This is a genomic window from Streptomyces sp. NPDC006309 (assembly GCF_040613095.1).
Classification (GTDB): domain Bacteria; phylum Actinomycetota; class Actinomycetes; order Streptomycetales; family Streptomycetaceae; genus Streptomyces.
The window spans coordinates 104460-121668 of the sequence record NZ_JBEXRO010000026.1 but is presented as its reverse complement, the minus strand read 5'-3'; the positions used below and the strand labels follow the sequence as shown (position 1 = coordinate 121668).

14 protein-coding genes are annotated in these 17209 nt (G+C 72.6%); 13 read left to right on the top strand and 1 reads right to left on the bottom strand.

Annotated features, from left to right (window positions below; genetic code table 11):
• The first annotated feature begins 258 nt into the window (after positions 1–258).
• From ABZ117_RS28165 to rpsD, 3 genes are all read left to right on the top strand, one after another.
• Complete coding sequence (locus ABZ117_RS28165; protein ID WP_356824606.1) at positions 259–915, top strand: vitamin K epoxide reductase family protein; 657 nt, start codon at positions 259–261, stop codon at positions 913–915.
• A gap of 43 nt (positions 916–958) precedes the next feature.
• Positions 959–2314, top strand: a complete 1356-nt coding sequence (locus ABZ117_RS28160; protein WP_356824605.1) for a replication-associated recombination protein A — start codon at positions 959–961, stop codon at positions 2312–2314.
• A 306-nt stretch (positions 2315–2620) separates the two neighbouring features.
• On the top strand, positions 2621–3235 hold the full coding sequence (rpsD, locus tag ABZ117_RS28155; protein ID WP_356824604.1) for a 30S ribosomal protein S4: 615 nt from the start codon (positions 2621–2623) through the stop codon (positions 3233–3235).
• 21 nt (positions 3236–3256) lie between these two features.
• On the opposite strand, the gene ABZ117_RS28150 is transcribed toward rpsD, so the two are convergent.
• Entirely contained in the window at positions 3257–5464 is a 2208-nt protein-coding gene (locus ABZ117_RS28150; protein ID WP_356824603.1) for a regulator, read from the bottom strand.
• A 163-nt stretch (positions 5465–5627) separates the two neighbouring features.
• Between ABZ117_RS28150 and ABZ117_RS28145 the strand changes: the two genes are divergently transcribed.
• From ABZ117_RS28145 to ABZ117_RS28100, 10 genes are all read left to right on the top strand, one after another.
• Complete coding sequence (locus tag ABZ117_RS28145) at positions 5628–6083, top strand: DUF948 domain-containing protein (RefSeq protein WP_356824610.1); 456 nt, start codon at positions 5628–5630, stop codon at positions 6081–6083.
• Positions 6084–6096: 13 nt separating this feature from the next.
• Complete coding sequence (locus ABZ117_RS28140) at positions 6097–6444, top strand: hypothetical protein (RefSeq protein WP_356824602.1); 348 nt, start codon at positions 6097–6099, stop codon at positions 6442–6444.
• Positions 6444–9116 carry an alanine--tRNA ligase gene (gene alaS / locus ABZ117_RS28135; protein ID WP_356824601.1) on the top strand — a complete coding sequence of 891 codons (2673 nt, stop codon included), beginning with the start codon at positions 6444–6446 and terminating at the stop codon, positions 9114–9116. The genes ABZ117_RS28140 and alaS overlap by 1 nt, the downstream gene beginning before the upstream one ends.
• 15 nt (positions 9117–9131) lie before the next feature.
• Complete coding sequence (gene ruvX / locus ABZ117_RS28130) at positions 9132–9596, top strand: Holliday junction resolvase RuvX (protein ID WP_356824600.1); 465 nt, start codon at positions 9132–9134, stop codon at positions 9594–9596.
• 122 nt (positions 9597–9718) lie between these two features.
• Positions 9719–11365, top strand: coding sequence for an endolytic transglycosylase MltG (mltG, locus tag ABZ117_RS28125; protein ID WP_356824599.1), 1647 nt, complete (start codon positions 9719–9721; stop codon positions 11363–11365).
• Positions 11366–11457: 92 nt separating this feature from the next.
• Positions 11458–12297, top strand: a complete 840-nt coding sequence (locus ABZ117_RS28120) for a shikimate dehydrogenase (RefSeq protein WP_356824598.1) — start codon at positions 11458–11460, stop codon at positions 12295–12297.
• A gap of 164 nt (positions 12298–12461) precedes the next feature.
• Entirely contained in the window at positions 12462–13646 is a 1185-nt protein-coding gene (gene aroC, locus ABZ117_RS28115) for a chorismate synthase (RefSeq protein WP_356824597.1), read from the top strand.
• A gap of 32 nt (positions 13647–13678) precedes the next feature.
• Positions 13679–14161: a shikimate kinase gene (locus ABZ117_RS28110; RefSeq protein WP_356824609.1), complete on the top strand. Its 483-nt coding sequence runs from the start codon at positions 13679–13681 to the stop codon at positions 14159–14161.
• Positions 14158–15249: a 3-dehydroquinate synthase gene (gene aroB / locus ABZ117_RS28105; RefSeq protein WP_356824596.1), complete on the top strand. Its 1092-nt coding sequence runs from the start codon at positions 14158–14160 to the stop codon at positions 15247–15249. The genes ABZ117_RS28110 and aroB overlap by 4 nt, the downstream gene beginning before the upstream one ends.
• A 293-nt stretch (positions 15250–15542) precedes the next feature.
• Positions 15543–16445: a Pro-rich N-terminal domain-containing protein gene (locus ABZ117_RS28100; protein WP_356824595.1), complete on the top strand. Its 903-nt coding sequence runs from the start codon at positions 15543–15545 to the stop codon at positions 16443–16445.
• Positions 16446–17209 lie beyond the last annotated feature (764 nt).

Sequence of the window (17209 nt, the reverse complement as noted above, 5' to 3'; positions counted from 1 at the left end):
CGAACCCATTCGGCATTGGTCAGATCACCCCGCCCCATGCAGGGCACAACGAGCAAAGGATCCGACAGTCACATGATCCGCCGGACAGAACCTAGCCGCACCCGCGCGCGTGGGCGCCGGACGCTTCCCGCTGGGGCGTCCGGCGCCTTTGTCGTACCAACATCCTTATCCGGAGCGAACGGTGCGCACCCGTGCGCGTGCGGCACAATGGCCCCTGCCCGAAGCAGGTCCCGACTCTCAAGTGACGGAATCGGCGTGATGAGCAAGACGACAGTCAACGACGTCTCCACGGCTCCCGGTCCCGGGCGCGCCGCCGACGCCCCGCGCACCGAAGGCGCCGGCCGCGCCCTCGCCCTGCTGCTGGTGATCACCGGCGCGGCCGGACTGCTGGCCGCCTGGGTCATCACGATCGACAAGTTCAAGCTCCTGGAAGCCAAGGTCGCGGGGAAGACCTTCACCCCCGGATGCAGCCTGAACCCGGTCGTCTCCTGCGGCAGCGTGATGGAGAGCAAGCAGGCCGCCGCGTTCGGCTTCCCCAACCCGATGCTCGGCCTGGTCTGCTACGGCATCGTCGTCTGCGTCGGCATGTCCCTGCTGGCCCGCGCCCGCTTCCCGCGCTGGTACTGGCTGACCTTCAACGCCGGCACCCTCTTCGGCGTCGCCTTCTGCACCTGGCTCCAGTTCCAGTCCCTGTACCGGATCAACGCCCTGTGCCTGTGGTGCTCGCTGGCCTGGGTCGCCACGATCGTCATGTTCTGGTACGTCACCTCGTTCAACGTCCGCAACGGCTTCCTGCCGGCCCCCCGCCCGCTGAGGTCCTTCTTCGGCGAGTTCACCTGGGTGCTGCCGGTCCTGCACGTCGGCATCATCGGCATGCTCGTGCTGACCCGCTGGTGGGACTTCTGGACCAGCTGACGGCGGTTCCCGCGTTGTCAGTGCCGTGTTCTAGGGTTTTGACGTGGAACCCGACCTATTCACCGCCGCGGCGGAAGAACGCCAGGAGAAGGACCCGGCAGGCAGCCCCCTGGCCGTGCGCATGCGCCCGCGCACGCTGGACGAGGTCGTGGGCCAGCAGCATCTGCTGAAACCCGGCTCGCCACTGCGCCGGCTGGTGGGCGAGGGCTCCGGCGGCCCCGCCGGGCCCTCCTCGGTGGTCCTGTGGGGCCCGCCCGGCACCGGCAAGACGACCCTGGCCTACGTCGTGTCGAAGGCGACCGACAAGCGGTTCGTGGAGCTGTCCGCGATCACCGCGGGCGTCAAGGAGGTCCGCGCGGTCATCGACGGCGCCCGCCGCGCCGTCGGCGGCTTCGGCAAGGAGACCGTCCTCTTCCTCGACGAGATCCACCGCTTCAGCAAGGCCCAGCAGGACTCCCTCCTGCCGGCCGTCGAGAACCGCTGGGTGACCCTGATCGCGGCCACGACGGAGAACCCGTACTTCTCGGTGATCTCCCCGCTGCTCTCCCGCTCCCTGCTCCTGACCCTGGAGCCGCTCACCGACGACGACGTCCGCGGCCTGCTCCGCCGGGCCCTCGCCGCCGAGCGCGGTCTGAAGGACGCCGTCGCCCTGCCCGCGGACACCGAGGAGCACCTGCTGCGGATCGCCGGCGGTGACGCCCGCCGCGCCCTGACGGCCCTGGAGGCCGCGGCCGGGGCCGCCCTGGCCCAGGGCGAGAGCGAGATCAGCCTGCGGACGCTGGAGCAGACCGTCGACCGGGCCGCGGTGAAGTACGACCGCGACGGGGACCAGCACTACGACGTCGCCAGCGCCCTCATCAAGTCCATCCGCGGCTCCGACGTCGACGCGGCCCTGCACTACCTGGCCCGCATGATCGAGGCGGGCGAGGACCCCCGCTTCATCGCCCGCCGGCTGATGATCTCCGCCAGCGAGGACATCGGCCTGGCCGACCCGAACGCGCTGCCCATCGCCGTCGCCGCCGCCCAGGCCGTCGCCATGATCGGCTTCCCCGAGGCCGCGCTCACCCTCAGCCACGCCACGATCGCCCTGGCCCTCGCGCCCAAGTCCAACAGCGCGACCACCGCGATCGGCGCCGCGCGGGAGGACGTACGCAAGGGTCTGGCCGGGCCCGTCCCGCCGCACCTGCGCGACGGGCACTACAAGGGCGCCGCCGACCTCGGTCACGCGCAGGGCTATGTGTACCCGCACGACCTGCCCGAGGGCATCGCCCGGCAGCAGTACGCCCCGGACGCCCTCCGGGACCGCGCGTACTACACGCCGACCCGGCACGGCGCCGAGGCCCGGTACGCGGACGCGGTCGAGTGGACCCGCGAACACCTCGGTCGCAAGCGGTCCTGACCACCCTGTAGACTGCTCCGAAGTGCTGACTCCCGTGCCGTCAGAGCGGGAGAGCCAGCCGGAGCTCCGGTCCCTCGCGGACCGGCTCCAGGAGCGTCGCGCACCGTCGAACGGTGTCGCGGGCAGCCCACCACCACCCGCGGTTACGGGACGGTCGGTGGGCCACTCGCGTGCTGCACGTATGTGCCCAGACCAGGGAAGCGGCTGCCCGGCAGGTCCCCTGCGGACCCGGCGGGTTCTCCCGGCTGCGGATGCGACCTCCCTAAACGCTGACAAGCCGGAATTTCACGAAAAGAGACACAGACAGTGGCGAACCAGTCCCGCCCCAAGGTCAAGAAGTCGCGTGCCCTCGGCATCGCGCTGACCCCGAAGGCCGTCAAGTACTTCGAGGCCCGCCCCTACCCGCCGGGTGAGCACGGCCGCGGCCGCAAGCAGAACTCGGACTACAAGGTCCGTCTGCTGGAGAAGCAGCGTCTGCGCGCGCAGTACGACGTGTCCGAGCGCCAGCTCGTCCGCGCCTACGAGCGTGCCTCCAAGGTGCAGGGCAAGACCGGTGAGGCCCTGATCATCGAGCTCGAGCGCCGTCTCGACGCGCTGGTCCTGCGTTCGGGCATCGCCCGCACGATCTACCAGGCCCGCCAGATGGTCGTCCACGGCCACATCCAGGTCAACGGTCAGAAGGTCGACAAGCCGTCCTTCCGTGTCCGCCCGGACGACGTCGTGCAGGTCCGCGACCGCTCCAAGGACAAGACGCTGTTCCAGGTCGCCCGTGAGGGTGGCTTCGCCCCCGACGGCGAGATCCCGCGCTACCTCCAGGTGAACCTCCGCGCCCTGGCCTTCCGCCTGGACCGCGAGCCGAACCGCAAGGAGATCCCGGTGATCTGCGACGAGCAGCTCGTCGTCGAGTACTACGCCCGCTGATCCCGGTCACGGCGTAAGTCCTCAGCCCGCCGTCTCCCCGCCCTTCCGGGTGGGCGAGGCGGCGGGTTCGTGTTTCCCGGCCTCCTCGCGCCTCCCGCCCGTACCGCCGTCCGTGCCGCCGTCCCCGGGCACCGGCCCGCGCGGCCCCGGCAGCCCGGCCGGCGGCCGGGGCCCGCCGTGTCCCAGCGCCCGTGCCACCGCCGCCTCCCGGCCCAGCCCGGCCCCCTCCCGTACGTACGCCTCGTACCGCGCGTCGCCGAGCGCCTGCCGTGCGGACGCCTCGCACCTCTCGTGCGGGGCGTTGTAGTGCACCGAGCCGAACAGCGGCAGTCCCACCGACGGCCACAGCCGGCCCGCCGCGCCCTGGAGCACGGCCGCCTCCGCCGCGTCGCCGTCGGTCACCGTCACCAGCGCCAGCAGCTCGATCACCAGGACACAGGCCAGCAGGTCGTGGAAGGCGTGCGCGTGGCCCAGACAGTCCGCCAGCAGCTCCCGCGCACCGCGGCTGTCCCCGTCCAGCCAGGCCGCGTACGCCAGCACGTACAGGGCGTACGACCGGGCCCACCGCTCCCCGTGGTCGTCGCACACCCGGCGCACGTCCTCGCACAGGCGCACCGCGTCCGGCAGGTCCCCCTGGAACACGCGGGTCATCGCCAGCTCCACCTGGCCCATCAGCACATTGCTGTTCAGCTCGCCGATCTCCTGGTAGCGGGCCAGCGCCGACCGCAGCAGGGTCTCCGCGCGGGCCATGTCGTCCGTGACCAGGGCCAGACAGCCGGTGCGGTGCTCCGCGTACGCCAGTGCCGTCGGGTCGGCCTCCCGTTCCGCCTGTTCGCGGCAGGCCCGGAGGGCCTTCAGCGCGGGCACGGCGTCGCCCTGGAGCACCGCAACGTAGCCGAGCACCCACAGCGCCTTCAGCCGGGACCGCTCGTACCCCGACTCCAGTTCCACGCTGCGCTCCAGCCAGCGCCGCCCCTCCGCGAGCCGCCCGCAGCCCACCCAGCAGAACCACAGCGAGCCCGCCAGGTACTGGCCGAGGTGCGCGCCCTCCGGGTCGGTCAGGGACACGTCCAGCGCGGCCCGCAGATTGGGCAGCTCGGCGTCCACCCGCGCGGCCACCTCCCGCTGCCGGGGCGAGAACCAGTCCAGCTCGCACATGGTGGCGAGACCGAGGTACCAGTCGCGGTGCCGCCGCCGCAGCCGTTCCGCGTCCCCGGTCGCCTCCAGCCAGTCGGCGCCGTAGGCCCGGACGGTGTCCAGCATCCCGTAGCGGGGGCCCGCCGGGGTCTCCTCGCGGGAGACGACCGACTGGGCGAGCAGCTCCGACAGCACGTCCAGGACGTCCTCCGCGGCCAGCCCGTCCCCGCTGCACACGTACTCGGCCGCGTCCAGGTCGAAGGTCCCGGCGAACACCGACAGCCGCGCCCACAGCAGCCGCTCGGCGGGCGTGCACAGCTCGTGACTCCAGCCGATCGCCGTACGCAGCGTCTGGTGCCGGGGGAGCGCGTCCCGGCCGCCGCCGGTCAGCAGCCGGAACCGGTCGTCCAGTCGCTGGAGCAGCTGCGCGGGGGACAGCGCCCGCAGCCGCCCCGCCGCCAGCTCCAGCGCCAGCGGGATCCCGTCCAGCCGGCGGCACAGCTCCCGTACCTCCGCGCCGTCGGCCACCGTGACGCCCTGCTCGCGCGCCCGGTCCGTGAACAGCTCCACCGCCTCGTCCTCGCCGAGCGGGGCCAGCGGGAACAGCCGCTCGCCCGCCAGACCCAGCGGGCGCCGGCCCACGGCCAGCACCCCCAGCCGCGGCAGCTTCCGCAGCAGCTCCGCCACCAGCTCGGCACAGGCCGGCGCCAGATGCTCGTACCCGTCCAGCACCAGGAGCATCCGCCGGCCGGCCAGGTGCTCCAGCAGCGTCTCGCGGGGCAGGCGGCTGGTCCGGCCGGTCAGGCCCAGCGCCTCCATGACCGCGTACTCCACGAACTGCGGATCGCGCACGGCCGCCAGGTCCACCCGCCCCCAGCCCGCGGCCCCCGGCGCACCGGCCGCCCAGCGCGCCGCCACGCGCACGGCGAGCCGGGACTTGCCGACCCCGCCCGTGCCGGTCACGGTCACCAGCCGCGCCCGGCCGAGTGCCGCAGTGAGCGCGGCCAGTTCGGCCGACCGCCCGACGAAGGCGGTGAGTTCGAGGGGCGGATCGGCGTCCGCCCATGGGCCGGGGACCTGAGGACCTCGCATGGGACACGGAGAGTACTGAAGTGTGTTCAATCCGTACAATCGCTTCCCGCGACTCCGCCGGTGCGCCCGCCTGATCCGGTGCGGAGCCCCGGCCCCGGCGCGATAGGCTCGGGGCACTGCTTTTTTCATGGTTCCGATGTTCAGAGCACGTTTCAGGGAGCGGGTGCGCACAGTGTCCGGTGGAGAGGTGGCCGGGATTCTGGTGGCCGTCTTCTGGGCGATCCTGGTCTCCTTCCTCGCCGTGGCACTGGCGAGGCTGGCCCAGACGCTCAAGGCGACCACCGAGCTCGTGGCGGACGTGACCGACCAGGCGGTCCCGCTGCTGGCCGACGCCTCCCGGGCGGTGCGCTCCGCGCAGACGCAGATCGACCGGGTCGACGCGATCGCCTCGGACGTCCAGGAAGTCACGTCCAACGCCTCCGCGCTGTCCACCACAGTCGCCTCGACCTTCGGCGGCCCGCTGGTCAAGGTCGCGGCCTTCGGCTACGGCGTCCGCCGGGCGCTGGGCGGCCGCAAGGAGGACGCGCCCGCCGCGCCGTCCCGGCGTACCGTCATCGTGGGCCGGACGGTGCCGGCCGCACGGCGCAGCAGGCGGAACCGCGGAAACACCGAAACGTAGGAGAGCCGGTCATATGTTCCGCCGTACGTTCTGGTTCACCACGGGTGCCGCCGCCGGTGTGTGGGCCACCACCAAGGTCAACCGCAAGCTCAGGCAGCTGACCCCGGAGAGCCTGGCCGTCACCGCGGCGAACAAGGCGCTGGAGACCGGTCAGCGGATGAAGGACCGCGCGGTCGGTTTCGCGCTCGACGTGCGCGACAACATGGCGCGGCGCGAGGCCGAGCTGGGGGAGGCGCTGGGTATCGACGCGCCCCCCGGACCGGCCGCCCCCCGGCGGTACGCCGCCATCGACAACGACCGCAGCAACCCGAAGTACATCGAGAACCCGACGTACACGCACAACCGGAATGAGGACTACTGATGGAGTCGGCCGAGATTCGCCGCCGCTGGCTGAGCTTCTTCGAGGAGCGCGGGCACACCGTCGTCCCTTCGGCGTCGCTCATCGCGGACGACCCGACTCTGCTCCTCGTCCCCGCCGGCATGGTCCCCTTCAAGCCCTACTTCCTGGGTGAGGTCAAGCCTCCGTTCAGCCGCGCCACCAGCGTGCAGAAATGCGTGCGCACGCCGGACATCGAAGAGGTCGGCAAGACCACGCGCCACGGCACCTTCTTCCAGATGTGCGGCAACTTCTCCTTCGGCGACTACTTCAAGGAAGGCGCCATCGAACTCGCCTGGGAGCTGCTCACCAGCCCCCAGGACAAGGGCGGTTACGGCCTCGACCCCGAGCGCCTGTGGATCACCGTCTACCAGGAGGACGACGAGGCCGAGCGGATCTGGCACGAGGTCGTCGGCGTGCCCAAGGAGCGCATCCAGCGCCTGGGCATGAAGGACAACTACTGGTCCATGGGCGTCCCCGGCCCCTGCGGCCCCTGCTCCGAGATCAACTACGACCGCGGCCCCGAGTTCGGCGCCGAGGGCGGCCCCGCCGTCAACGACGAGCGGTACGTGGAGATCTGGAACCTCGTCTTCATGCAGTACGAGCGGGGTGAGGGCATCGGCAAGGACAACTTCGAGATCCTCGGGGACCTGCCGAGCAAGAACATCGACACGGGCCTCGGCCTGGAGCGGCTCGCCATGATCCTCCAGGGCGTGCGGAACATGTACGAGATCGACACGTCGATGGCCGTCATCGAGAAGGCCACCGAGCTGACCGGTGTCCGCTACGGCGACGCCCAGGCCTCGGACGTCTCCCTCCGTGTCGTCACCGACCACATGCGCACCGCCACCATGCTCATCGGCGACGGCGTCACGCCCGGCAACGAGGGCCGCGGCTACGTACTGCGCCGCATCATGCGCCGCGCCATCCGCAACATGCGGCTGCTCGGCGCCACCGGCCCGGTCGTCCACGACCTGATCGACGTCGTGATCGCCATGATGGGCCGGCAGTACCCCGAACTGGTCACCGACCGCGAGCGCATCGAGAAGGTCGCCGTCGCCGAGGAGAACGCCTTCCTCAAGACGCTGAAGGCCGGCACCAACATCCTCGACACCGCCGTCACCGAGACCCGGCAGTCCGGCGGCACGGTCCTCTCCGGCGACAAGGCCTTCCTGCTCCACGACACCTGGGGCTTCCCCATCGACCTCACCCTGGAGATGGCCGCCGAGCAGGGCCTCTCCGTGGACGAGGACGGCTTCCGCCGCCTGATGAAGGAGCAGCGGGAGCGCGCCAAGGCCGACGCCCAGGCCAAGAAGACCGGCCACGCCGACATGGGTGCCTACCGCGAGATCGCCGACTCCGCCGGTGCCACCGACTTCACCGGCTACACCGACACCGAGAGCGAGACCACGATCGTGGGCCTCCTCGTCGACGGCGTCTCCTCGCCGGCCGCCAGCGAGGGCGACGAGGTCGAGGTCGTCCTGGACCGCACGCCCTTCTACGCCGAGGGCGGCGGCCAGATCGGTGACACCGGCCGCATCAGGGTCGAGTCCGGTGCCGTGATCGAGGTCCGCGACTGCCAGAAGCCGGTCCCGGGCGTGTACGTCCACAAGGGCGTCGTCCAGGTCGGTGAGGTCACCGTCGGCGCCAGGGCCCACGCCTCGATCGACTCGCGCCGCCGCAAGGCCATCGCCCGCGCCCACTCGGCCACCCATCTGACCCACCAGGCCCTGCGGGACGCCCTCGGCCCGACGGCCGCCCAGGCCGGTTCCGAGAACCAGCCCGGCCGCTTCCGCTTCGACTTCGGCTCCCCGTCCGCCGTCCCGACGGCCGTGATGACCGACGTCGAGCAGAAGATCAACGAGGTCCTCGCCCGCGACCTCGACGTGCACGCCGAGGTCATGGGCATCGACGAGGCCAAGAAGCAGGGCGCCATCGCCGAGTTCGGCGAGAAGTACGGCGAGCGGGTCCGCGTGGTGACCATCGGCGACTTCTCCAAGGAGCTGTGCGGCGGCACGCACGTGCACAACACCGCCCAGCTGGGCCTGGTGAAGCTGCTCGGCGAGTCCTCCATCGGCTCGGGAGTGCGCCGTATCGAGGCCCTCGTCGGTGTGGACGCCTACCACTTCCTCGCCCGCGAGCACACGGTCGTCGCCCAGCTCCAGGAGCTGGTCAAGGGCCGCCCGGAGGAGCTGCCGGAGAAGGTCTCCGCCATGCTCGGCAAGCTCAAGGACGCCGAGAAGGAGATCGAGCGGTTCCGCGCCGAGAAGGTGCTCCAGGCCGCCGCCGGTCTCGCCGAGTCCGCCACGGACGTGCGCGGCGTGGCCGTCGTCACCGGCCGGGTCCCGGACGGCACCACCCCGGACGACCTGCGCAGGCTGGTCCTGGACGTGCGCGGCCGGATCCAGGGCGGTCGGGCGGCCGTGGTCGCCCTGTTCACCGTCAGCAACGGCAAGCCGCTGACGGTCATCGCCACCAACGAGGCCGCCCGCGAGCGCGGGCTGAAGGCCGGTGACCTGGTCCGGACCGCCGCCAAGACCCTCGGCGGCGGCGGTGGCGGCAAGCCGGACGTCGCCCAGGGCGGCGGCCAGAACCCGGCCGCCGTCGGCGAGGCCGTCGAAGCCGTCGAGCGGCTCGTCGCCGAGACCGCCAAGTAGGGGACGGCCATCACGATGCGCAGAGGACGCCGGCTCGCGATCGACGTCGGGGACGCCCGGATCGGGGTCGCCTCGTGCGACCCCGACGGGATCCTCGCCACCCCGGTGGAGACCGTCCCCGGCCGGGACGTCCCCGCCGCCCACCGCCGGTTGCGGCAACTGGTCGAGGAGTACGAACCGATCGAGGTCGTCGTCGGTCTCCCCCGCTCCCTCAAGGGGGGCGAGGGACCGGCCGCGGTCAAGGTGCGCGCCTTCGCCCAGGAACTGGCCGGCGGTATCAGGCCGGTGCCGGTGCGCCTGCTGGACGAGCGGATGACGACCGTGACGGCCAGTCAGGGGCTGCGCGCCTCGGGCGTGAGGTCGAAGAAGGGCCGCGCGGTCATCGACCAGGCGGCCGCGGTCATCATTTTGCAGCAGGCCCTGGAATCCGAACGGGTGTCAGGCAGCGCACCCGGCGAAGGCGTCGAAGTGGTCATCTGATCGCGATACGGTAACGTTCCGCGCGATGCGCCGGTGTTCGAACAGCCGGCGCACAGCAAGAGGCGGAGCGGACACCGGCCCACCGGCCGAGTGACCGCCGGCCTCGCGGCTCTAGGGGATCGATGACTGAGTATGGCCGGGGCCCGGGCTCCGAACCGTGGCATCCGCAGGACCCGTCGTACGGGGACGGCGGATGGGAAGGACAGCAGGCCCAGCAGGGTCAGCAGTCCCCCTACGGCGACCGGTCGCAGCACCATCCGCAGGAGCCGCAGTACGGCGACTGGAGCCAGCAGCCCGGCCACGGCGCACAGCAGCACCCGTACGACCAGGGACACGGCGAGCCCCGCTACGACGAGGAGTTCGCCGGGCACGCCCCGCACCAGTTCCAGCAGGGCGGCTGGGACGCCACCGGCACCCACGGCCAGGTGCCGTACGCAGCCGACCCGGGTGACCCCTACGGGCAGCAGCCCGTGGCGTACGGCGGGGAGCAGCCCGACCTGTACGGCACGGACGAGGCATATCCGCCGCCGGTGCCGCCCAGCCGCAGACGCCCCGACCCGGAGCCGGAGGCGCCGGCCGAGGAGGAGCACGCCGTCCTCGCGGGCGGTGGCGTCGACGCGGACGACGACGAGGAACACGAGCTGCGGACCCGGCGCGAGCGGCGCGGCAAGAAACCCGTCAAGAGCAAGAAGGGCCGCACCGGCTGCGCCTGCATGGTGGTCGTCCTGGTCTTCGGCGGCGGCCTCGGCGGGGTCGGCTACTTCGGCTGGAAGTTCTACCAGAACCGTTTCGGCGCGGCCCCCGACTACGCGGGCAGCGGAAACGGCCAGCAGGTCACGGTGGAGATCCCCAAGAACGCGGGCGGCTGGGAGATCGGCCAGAAGCTGCACGAGGCGGACATCGTGGAGAGCGCCGCCGCGTTCGTCTCCGCGCTCCAGGCCAACCCCCAGGGCAAGTCGATCCAGGACGGTGTCTACACCCTGGAGAAGCAGATGTCCGCCGCGAGCGCGGTGCAACTGATGCTCAGCCCGAAGAGCCGCAGCAATCTGATCATCGCCGAGGGCCTGCGCAACACGGCCGTCTACGCACTGATCGACAAGCGCCTTCAGGTGGCGGCCGGCACCACGGCACGGGTCGCGAAGAAGGACTACAGGCACCTCGGGCTGCCCGGCTGGGCGCTGAACCACCCTTATCTGAAGGATCCGCTGGAAGGCTTCCTCTACCCCTCCAGCTACGCCGTCGTCAAGGGCCAGAAACCCGAGGCCGTCCTGAAGAAGATGGTGTCCCAGGCCACCGCCAAGTTCCAGGAGCTGGGCGTGGAGAGCCGGGCCAGGTCGCTCGGCCTGGACAGCCCGTGGCAGCTGCTGACCGTGGCGAGCCTGGCGCAGGCCGAGGGCACCAGCCACGACGACTTCCGCAAGATGGCCGAGGTCGTCTACAACCGCCTCGAGCCCGACAACCCGCAGACGTACGGCCGGCTGGAGTTCGACTCCACCTACAACTATGTGAAGAACCAGTCGAAGATCGACCTCAGCATCGCCGAGCTGCGCAAGTACGACAACCCCTACAACACGTACTTCTCCAAGGGCCTGCCGCCGGGCCCCATCGACAACCCCGGCGAGGAAGCTCTCAGGGGAGCGCTCGATCCGACGCACGACGGCTGGTACTACTTCATCTCCATGGACGGCAAGACCAGCAAGTTCACCAAGACGCTCCAGGACCACGAGAAGCTCGTCAACGAGTGGAACGCGTCGAGAAAGAAGAACTGACGGCGGGACGGATCTCCGGGCGTACGCGAGGAAGAACGCGGCCCGGACGCGTGGACACGCCCGCACCCGTGAGGCTCCAAGGACAGGTTTCCATGACAGCAAGGGCAGCCGACGGCCGCCGGGCCGCCGTGCTCGGTTCACCCATCGCCCACTCCCTCTCCCCGGTGCTGCACCGCGCCGCCTACGACGCGCTCGGGCTCACCGGCTGGTCCTACGACAGCTTCGAGGTCGACGAGGCCGCCCTGCCCGGCTTCCTGGACCGGCTCGGACCGGAGTGGGCGGGGCTGTCGCTGACCATGCCGCTGAAACGGGCGGTCATGCCACTGCTGGACGAGGTCAGCCAGACGGCGGCCTCCGTCGACGCGGTCAACACGGTCGTCTTTGCCGAGGACGGCCGCCGGATCGGCGACAACACCGATATCCCGGGCATGGTGGCCGCCCTGCGCGAGCACGGCATCGAGCAGGTCGACTCCGCCGCGATCCTCGGCGCCGGCGCCACCGCCTCCTCCGCGCTCGCCGCGCTGGCCCGCGTCTGCACCGGCGAGGTCGTCGCCTACGTCCGCAGCGCGGCCCGCGCCGCCGAGATGCGGCAGTGGGGCGAGCGGCTCGACGTGGAGGTCCGTACGGCCGACTGGGCCGACGCCGCCGAGGCGCTGCGTGCCCCGCTGGTGATCGCCACCACGCCCGCCGGCACGACCGACGCCCTCGCCGCCGCCGTACCCGAACGCCCCGCCACCCTCTTCGACGTGCTCTACGAGCCCTGGCCCACCGAGCTGGCGGCCCGCTGGTCCATGGTCGGCGGCGCCGTGGTCAGCGGCCTGGACCTGCTGGTGCACCAGGCCGTCCTCCAGGTCGAGCGGATGACCGGGCGGGCGCCGGCCCCGGTGGAGGCCATGCGCCGCGCCGGCGAGCACGCGCTAGCCGCCCGCTGACACCGCCGCGAGGCGTCCGTCCTGTGGACCGGAGGCCGCCGCGCCCCCCGGACGTGGGAGGATCGGGGGTGGCGTACCGGGATCGCGCACCCGGTCGCACCGTCGCCGTACGCACACACCCGCGTACGCCGGGCAGTACCGGGCGCGAACACTGAGGAGCATCGTTGAGCAGGCTGCGTTGGCTGACCGCGGGCGAGTCGCACGGTCCCGCACTTGTCGCGACGCTGGAGGGCCTTCCCGCCGGCGTGCCGATCACCACGGAGATGGTGGCGGACCACCTTGCGCGGCGGCGGCTCGGCTACGGCCGCGGTGCGCGCATGAAGTTCGAGCGGGACGAGGTCACCTTCCTGGGCGGGGTCCGGCACGGCCTGACCCTCGGCTCTCCGGTCGCGGTCATGGTGGGCAACACCGAGTGGCCGAAGTGGGAGCAGGTCATGGCGGCCGACCCGGTCGACCCCGAGATCCTCGCGGGCCTGGCCCGCAACGCCCCGCTGACCCGCCCGCGCCCCGGCCACGCCGACCTCGCCGGCATGCAGAAGTACGGCTTCGACGAGGCCCGTCCGATCCTGGAGCGCGCCTCCGCCCGCGAGACCGCCGCGCGGGTGGCGCTCGGCGCGGTCGCCCGGTCGTACCTGAAGGAGACGGCCGGCATCGAGATCGTCTCCCACGTCGTGGAGCTGGCCGCCGCCAAGGCCCCGTACGGCGTCCATCCCACCCCGGCCGACGTCGAGAAGCTCGACGCCGACCCGGTGCGCTGCCTGGACGCCGACGCCTCGAAGGCGATGGTCGCGGAGATCGACCAGGCCCACAAGGACGGCGACACGCTCGGCGGCGTGGTCGAGGTGCTGGCCTACGGCGTACCGGTCGGTCTCGGCTCGCACGTGCACTGGGACCGGCGCCTGGACGCCCGCCTGGCCGCCGCCCTCATGGGCATCCAGGCGATCAAGGGCGTCGAGGTCGGCGACGGCTTCGGCCTCGCCCGGGTGCCCGGCTCGCAGGCGCACGACGAGATCGTCACCACCCCCGAGGGCATCCGCCGCTCCACCGGCCGTTCCGGCGGCACCGAGGGCGGTCTCACCACCGGTGAGCTGCTGCGCGTCCGCGCGGCCATGAAGCCGATCGCGACCGTGCCCCGGGCCCTGCGGACGGTGGACGTCGTCACCGGCGAGGCCACCCAGGCCCACCACCAGCGGTCCGACGTCTGCGCGGTCCCGGCCGCCGGCATCGTCGCCGAGGCCATGGTCGCGCTCGTCCTCGCCGACGCGGTCGCCGAGAAGTTCGGCGGCGACTCCGTCCCCGAGACGCGCCGCAACGTGCAGTCCTACCTCGACAACCTCGCGTTCCGGTGAGTGCCGTGCCAGCGGTCGTCCTGATCGGACCGATGGGCGTCGGCAAGTCCACCGTCGGCCGGCTCCTCGCCGAGCGCCTCGGCGCCGGCTACCGGGACACCGACGAGGACATCGTCGCCGCCGAGGGCCGCGCCATCGCCGAGATCTTCGTGGACGAGGGCGAGGACGCCTTCCGTGCGATCGAGAAGCGGGCGGTGCGGACCGCGCTCGCCGAGCACGAGGGCGTCGTCGCGCTCGGCGGCGGTGCCGTCCTCGACCCGGACACCCGCGCCGCGCTCGCCGGGCACCGGGTGATCTACCTCTCGATGGAGGTCGAGGAGGCCGTCAGGCGCACCGGGCTCAACGTGGCCCGCCCGCTGCTCGCGGTCAACCCGCGCAAGCAGTGGCGCGAGCTGATGGAGGCGCGGCGGCACCTGTACGAGGAGGTCGCCACCGCCGTGGTGCCGACGGACGGCCGCACCCCCGAAGAGGTCACGCAAGCAGCGCTGGACGCACTGGAGTTGAAACAAGCATGAGCGAGGCAGTCACCCGGATCCAGGTCGCGGGCACCGCGGGCACCGACCCGTACGAGGTGCTCGTCGGCCGGCAACTGCTGGGCGAGCTGCCCGGGTTGATCGGGGAGCAGGCCAAGCGGGTCGCGGTGATCCACCCGGAGTCGCTGGCCGAGACCGGCGACGCGCTCCGCGCCGACCTGGCCGGTCAGGGGTACGAGACCGTCGCCATCCAGGTGCCCAACGCGGAGGAGGCCAAGACCGCCGAGGTCGCCGCCTACTGCTGGAAGGCGCTCGGCCAGTCCGGCTTCACCCGCACCGACGCCGTCGTCGGCGTCGGCGGCGGCTCCACCACGGACCTGGCCGGCTTCGTCGCCGCGACCTGGCTGCGCGGGGTGCGCTGGATCGCCGTCCCGACCACCGTGCTGGCCATGGTGGACGCGGCGGTCGGCGGCAAGACCGGTATCAACACGGCCGAGGGCAAGAACCTGGTCGGCGCCTTCCACCCGCCGGCCGGCGTGCTGTGCGACCTGGCCGCGCTGGACTCCCTCCCGGTCCACGACTACGTCTCCGGCCTCGCCGAGGTCATCAAGGCCGGTTTCATCGCCGACCCGGTGATCCTGGACCTGATCGAGGCCGACCCCGAGGCCGCCCGGACCCCGGCGGGCCCGCACACGGCCGAGCTGATCGAGCGGTCGATCCGGGTCAAGGCCGAGGTCGTCTCCGCGGACCTCAAGGAGTCCGGTCCGCGCGAGATCCTCAACTACGGTCACACGCTCGGCCACGCCATCGAGAAGAACGAGCGCTACAAGTGGCGGCACGGGGCCGCGGTCGCCGTCGGCATGCACTTCGCCGCCGAACTCGGCCGCCTGGCGGGCCGCCTGGACGACGCGACGGCCGACCGGCACCGCGCCATCCTGGAATCCGTCGGCCTGCCGCTGCACTACCGCTACGACCAGTGGCCCAAGCTGCTGGAGACGATGAAGGTGGACAAGAAGTCCCGCGGCGACCTGCTGCGCTTCGTCGTGCTGGACGGTCTGGCCCGGCCGACCCTGCTGGAGGGCCCGGACCCGGCCGTACTCCTCGCCGCCTACGGCGAGGTCGGCCAATAGGTCCCACACCACTCCCGGCGTACCGCGTTCCGGTTCCTGCGTCAGGCGGGTGCGTCTCCGGTGGTGTTCTCCGACGGTCCGTGCTTCTTCCCCGCCGGAACGGGCACTTCGGGCCGCCCCCGGTCGTTTCACCGAACGACGGCCGGGGACGGTACCGTTCGGTGGCGAGCGGGGGGCGCACCCTCGCCGCCGGCGCCAATTGCCTGGAGCGGGTGAGCTGGAGGGGCGTGTCGACACCGACTCGGACGCCTCGGCGGCCGACGAGCCAAGACGACGAGACGGAGTGGCAACGGATGCAGCACGCAGTCGGGTCTCCGCTGCCGCCGCCCCACCGGCCGGGGCAGGGACCGCATGCCGGCTGGGCGCCGGCCGCACACCACCCGGGGCCGCCCCCGGGCGCCTCCCCGGGGCCCGCCCCCGTCCCCCCGCCGGGCTTCCCCGTCCCGCCCGGCCCGCCGCGTCAGCCCCCCGCCGGCTCCGCCCCGGTGCCGCCGGCGCCCCCGCGGCACGCGCCTCCTCAGCCCACCCCGGGCCCGCCGCCGGCCCCTGATACCACCGGGCACGTGCCGCTGCCACCCGGCGGCCCGGCCGGCGTGCCGTCGGCGCCGCCCGCCATGGTCACGGTCCCGGATCCGGCGGCCACCACCCTCGCCGTCCTCCTCATCGGTCCGGCGGGCGCGGGCAAGACCAGCGTCGCCAAGTACTGGGCGGACCACCGCCGCGTCCCCACGGCCCACATCAGCCTGGACGACGTCCGCGAATGGGTCCGTTCCGGCTTCGCCGACCCCCAGTCCGGCTGGAACGACAACTCCGAGGCGCAGTACCGCCTGGCCCGCCGCACCTGCGGCTTCGCCGCCCGCAACTTCCTCGCCAACGGCATCTCCTGCATCCTGGACGACGCCGTCTTCCCGGACCGCCCGGTCGTGGGCCTCGGCGGCTGGAAGCGGCACGTGGGTCCTGGTCTGCTCCCGGTCGTCCTCCTCCCGGGCCTGGACATCGTCCTGGAGCGCAACGCCGAACGCAGCGGGAACCGCCGCCTCACCGACGAGGAGGTGGCCCGCATCCACGGCCGCATGGCCGGCTGGTACGGCTCGGGCCTGCCGATCATCGACAACTCCCAGCTGGACGTCCCCGCGACGGCCCGCGTCCTGGACGAGGTCCTGGCGAGAGCCATAGCGAGCCCGCCGAGCTGGTGACCGGGGGAGCGGCGGCTCCCTCCGGGGCCACGCGAAACGACGCCGGCCACCCGGCACGGCGCCGCACGGGCGCGCCGCCGGCGAACCGGGTCCCGGTTCGCCGGGGGCCCCAGCGCTCCCAGACACGCGTGCCGTGCCTCCTCCGACTGGCGCTGCGAGGTGCCTCACGAAGCTCCGGGCCACTGAGCCCGTGCCCGACACTCAACTGAGCTGCGCTGCGGGGCGCGGCGGAGCCGGTTCCGGGCCCACTGAACTGTGTCCGATGCGTGACTGAGGTGCGCTGTGGGGCGCGGCGGAGCCGGTTTCGGGCCTACTGAGCTGTGTCCGACGCGTGACTGAGGTGCGCTGTGGGGCGTGGCGGAGCGGCCCCGAGGCCCGCGGAGCTGCGCTCCAGGGGCCCTGCACTACCGGCTCCCGGGATTCCCGGTGTCCCGCCTCGGGCAGGCGGAGGCCCGTCCCGGCAGGCGGAGCCCTGTCCCGGGCACGCGGCACGCGGAGTCCCGTCCCGGGCACGGGGAATCCGCCTGGGCACGCGGAGTCCCGTCCCGGGCCGCGCACCCCCCGTCCCGGGCACGTGGAGCCCTGTCCCGGGCACGCGGCACCCCGTCCTGGCAGGCGGAGTCGGTCCCGGGCTCGGGGAATCCGCCCGGGCAGGCGGAGCCCCCCGTCCCGGGCAGGCGGAGCCCCCCGTCCCGGGCAGGCGGAGCCCCCCGTCCCGGGCAGGCGGAGCCCCCCGTCCCGGGCAGGCGGAGCCCCCCGTCCCG

What these genes read in the sequence shown, in the direction of transcription:
- ABZ117_RS28165 (WP_356824606.1), top strand. Translation starts at nt 259, where the DNA reads ATGAGCAAGACGACAGTCAACGACGTCTCCACGGCTCCCGGTCCCGGG.
- ABZ117_RS28150 (WP_356824603.1), bottom strand. Translation starts at nt 5,464, where the DNA reads ATGCGAGGTCCTCAGGTCCCCGGCCCATGGGCGGACGCCGATCCGCCC.
- ABZ117_RS28140 (WP_356824602.1), top strand. Translation starts at nt 6,097, where the DNA reads ATGTTCCGCCGTACGTTCTGGTTCACCACGGGTGCCGCCGCCGGTGTG.
- alaS (WP_356824601.1), top strand. Translation starts at nt 6,444, where the DNA reads ATGGAGTCGGCCGAGATTCGCCGCCGCTGGCTGAGCTTCTTCGAGGAG.
- ruvX (WP_356824600.1), top strand. Translation starts at nt 9,132, where the DNA reads ATGCGCAGAGGACGCCGGCTCGCGATCGACGTCGGGGACGCCCGGATC.
- mltG (WP_356824599.1), top strand. Translation starts at nt 9,719, where the DNA reads ATGACTGAGTATGGCCGGGGCCCGGGCTCCGAACCGTGGCATCCGCAG.
- ABZ117_RS28120 (WP_356824598.1), top strand. Translation starts at nt 11,458, where the DNA reads ATGACAGCAAGGGCAGCCGACGGCCGCCGGGCCGCCGTGCTCGGTTCA.
- ABZ117_RS28110 (WP_356824609.1), top strand. Translation starts at nt 13,679, where the DNA reads ATGGGCGTCGGCAAGTCCACCGTCGGCCGGCTCCTCGCCGAGCGCCTC.
- aroB (WP_356824596.1), top strand. Translation starts at nt 14,158, where the DNA reads ATGAGCGAGGCAGTCACCCGGATCCAGGTCGCGGGCACCGCGGGCACC.
- ABZ117_RS28100 (WP_356824595.1), top strand. Translation starts at nt 15,543, where the DNA reads ATGCAGCACGCAGTCGGGTCTCCGCTGCCGCCGCCCCACCGGCCGGGG.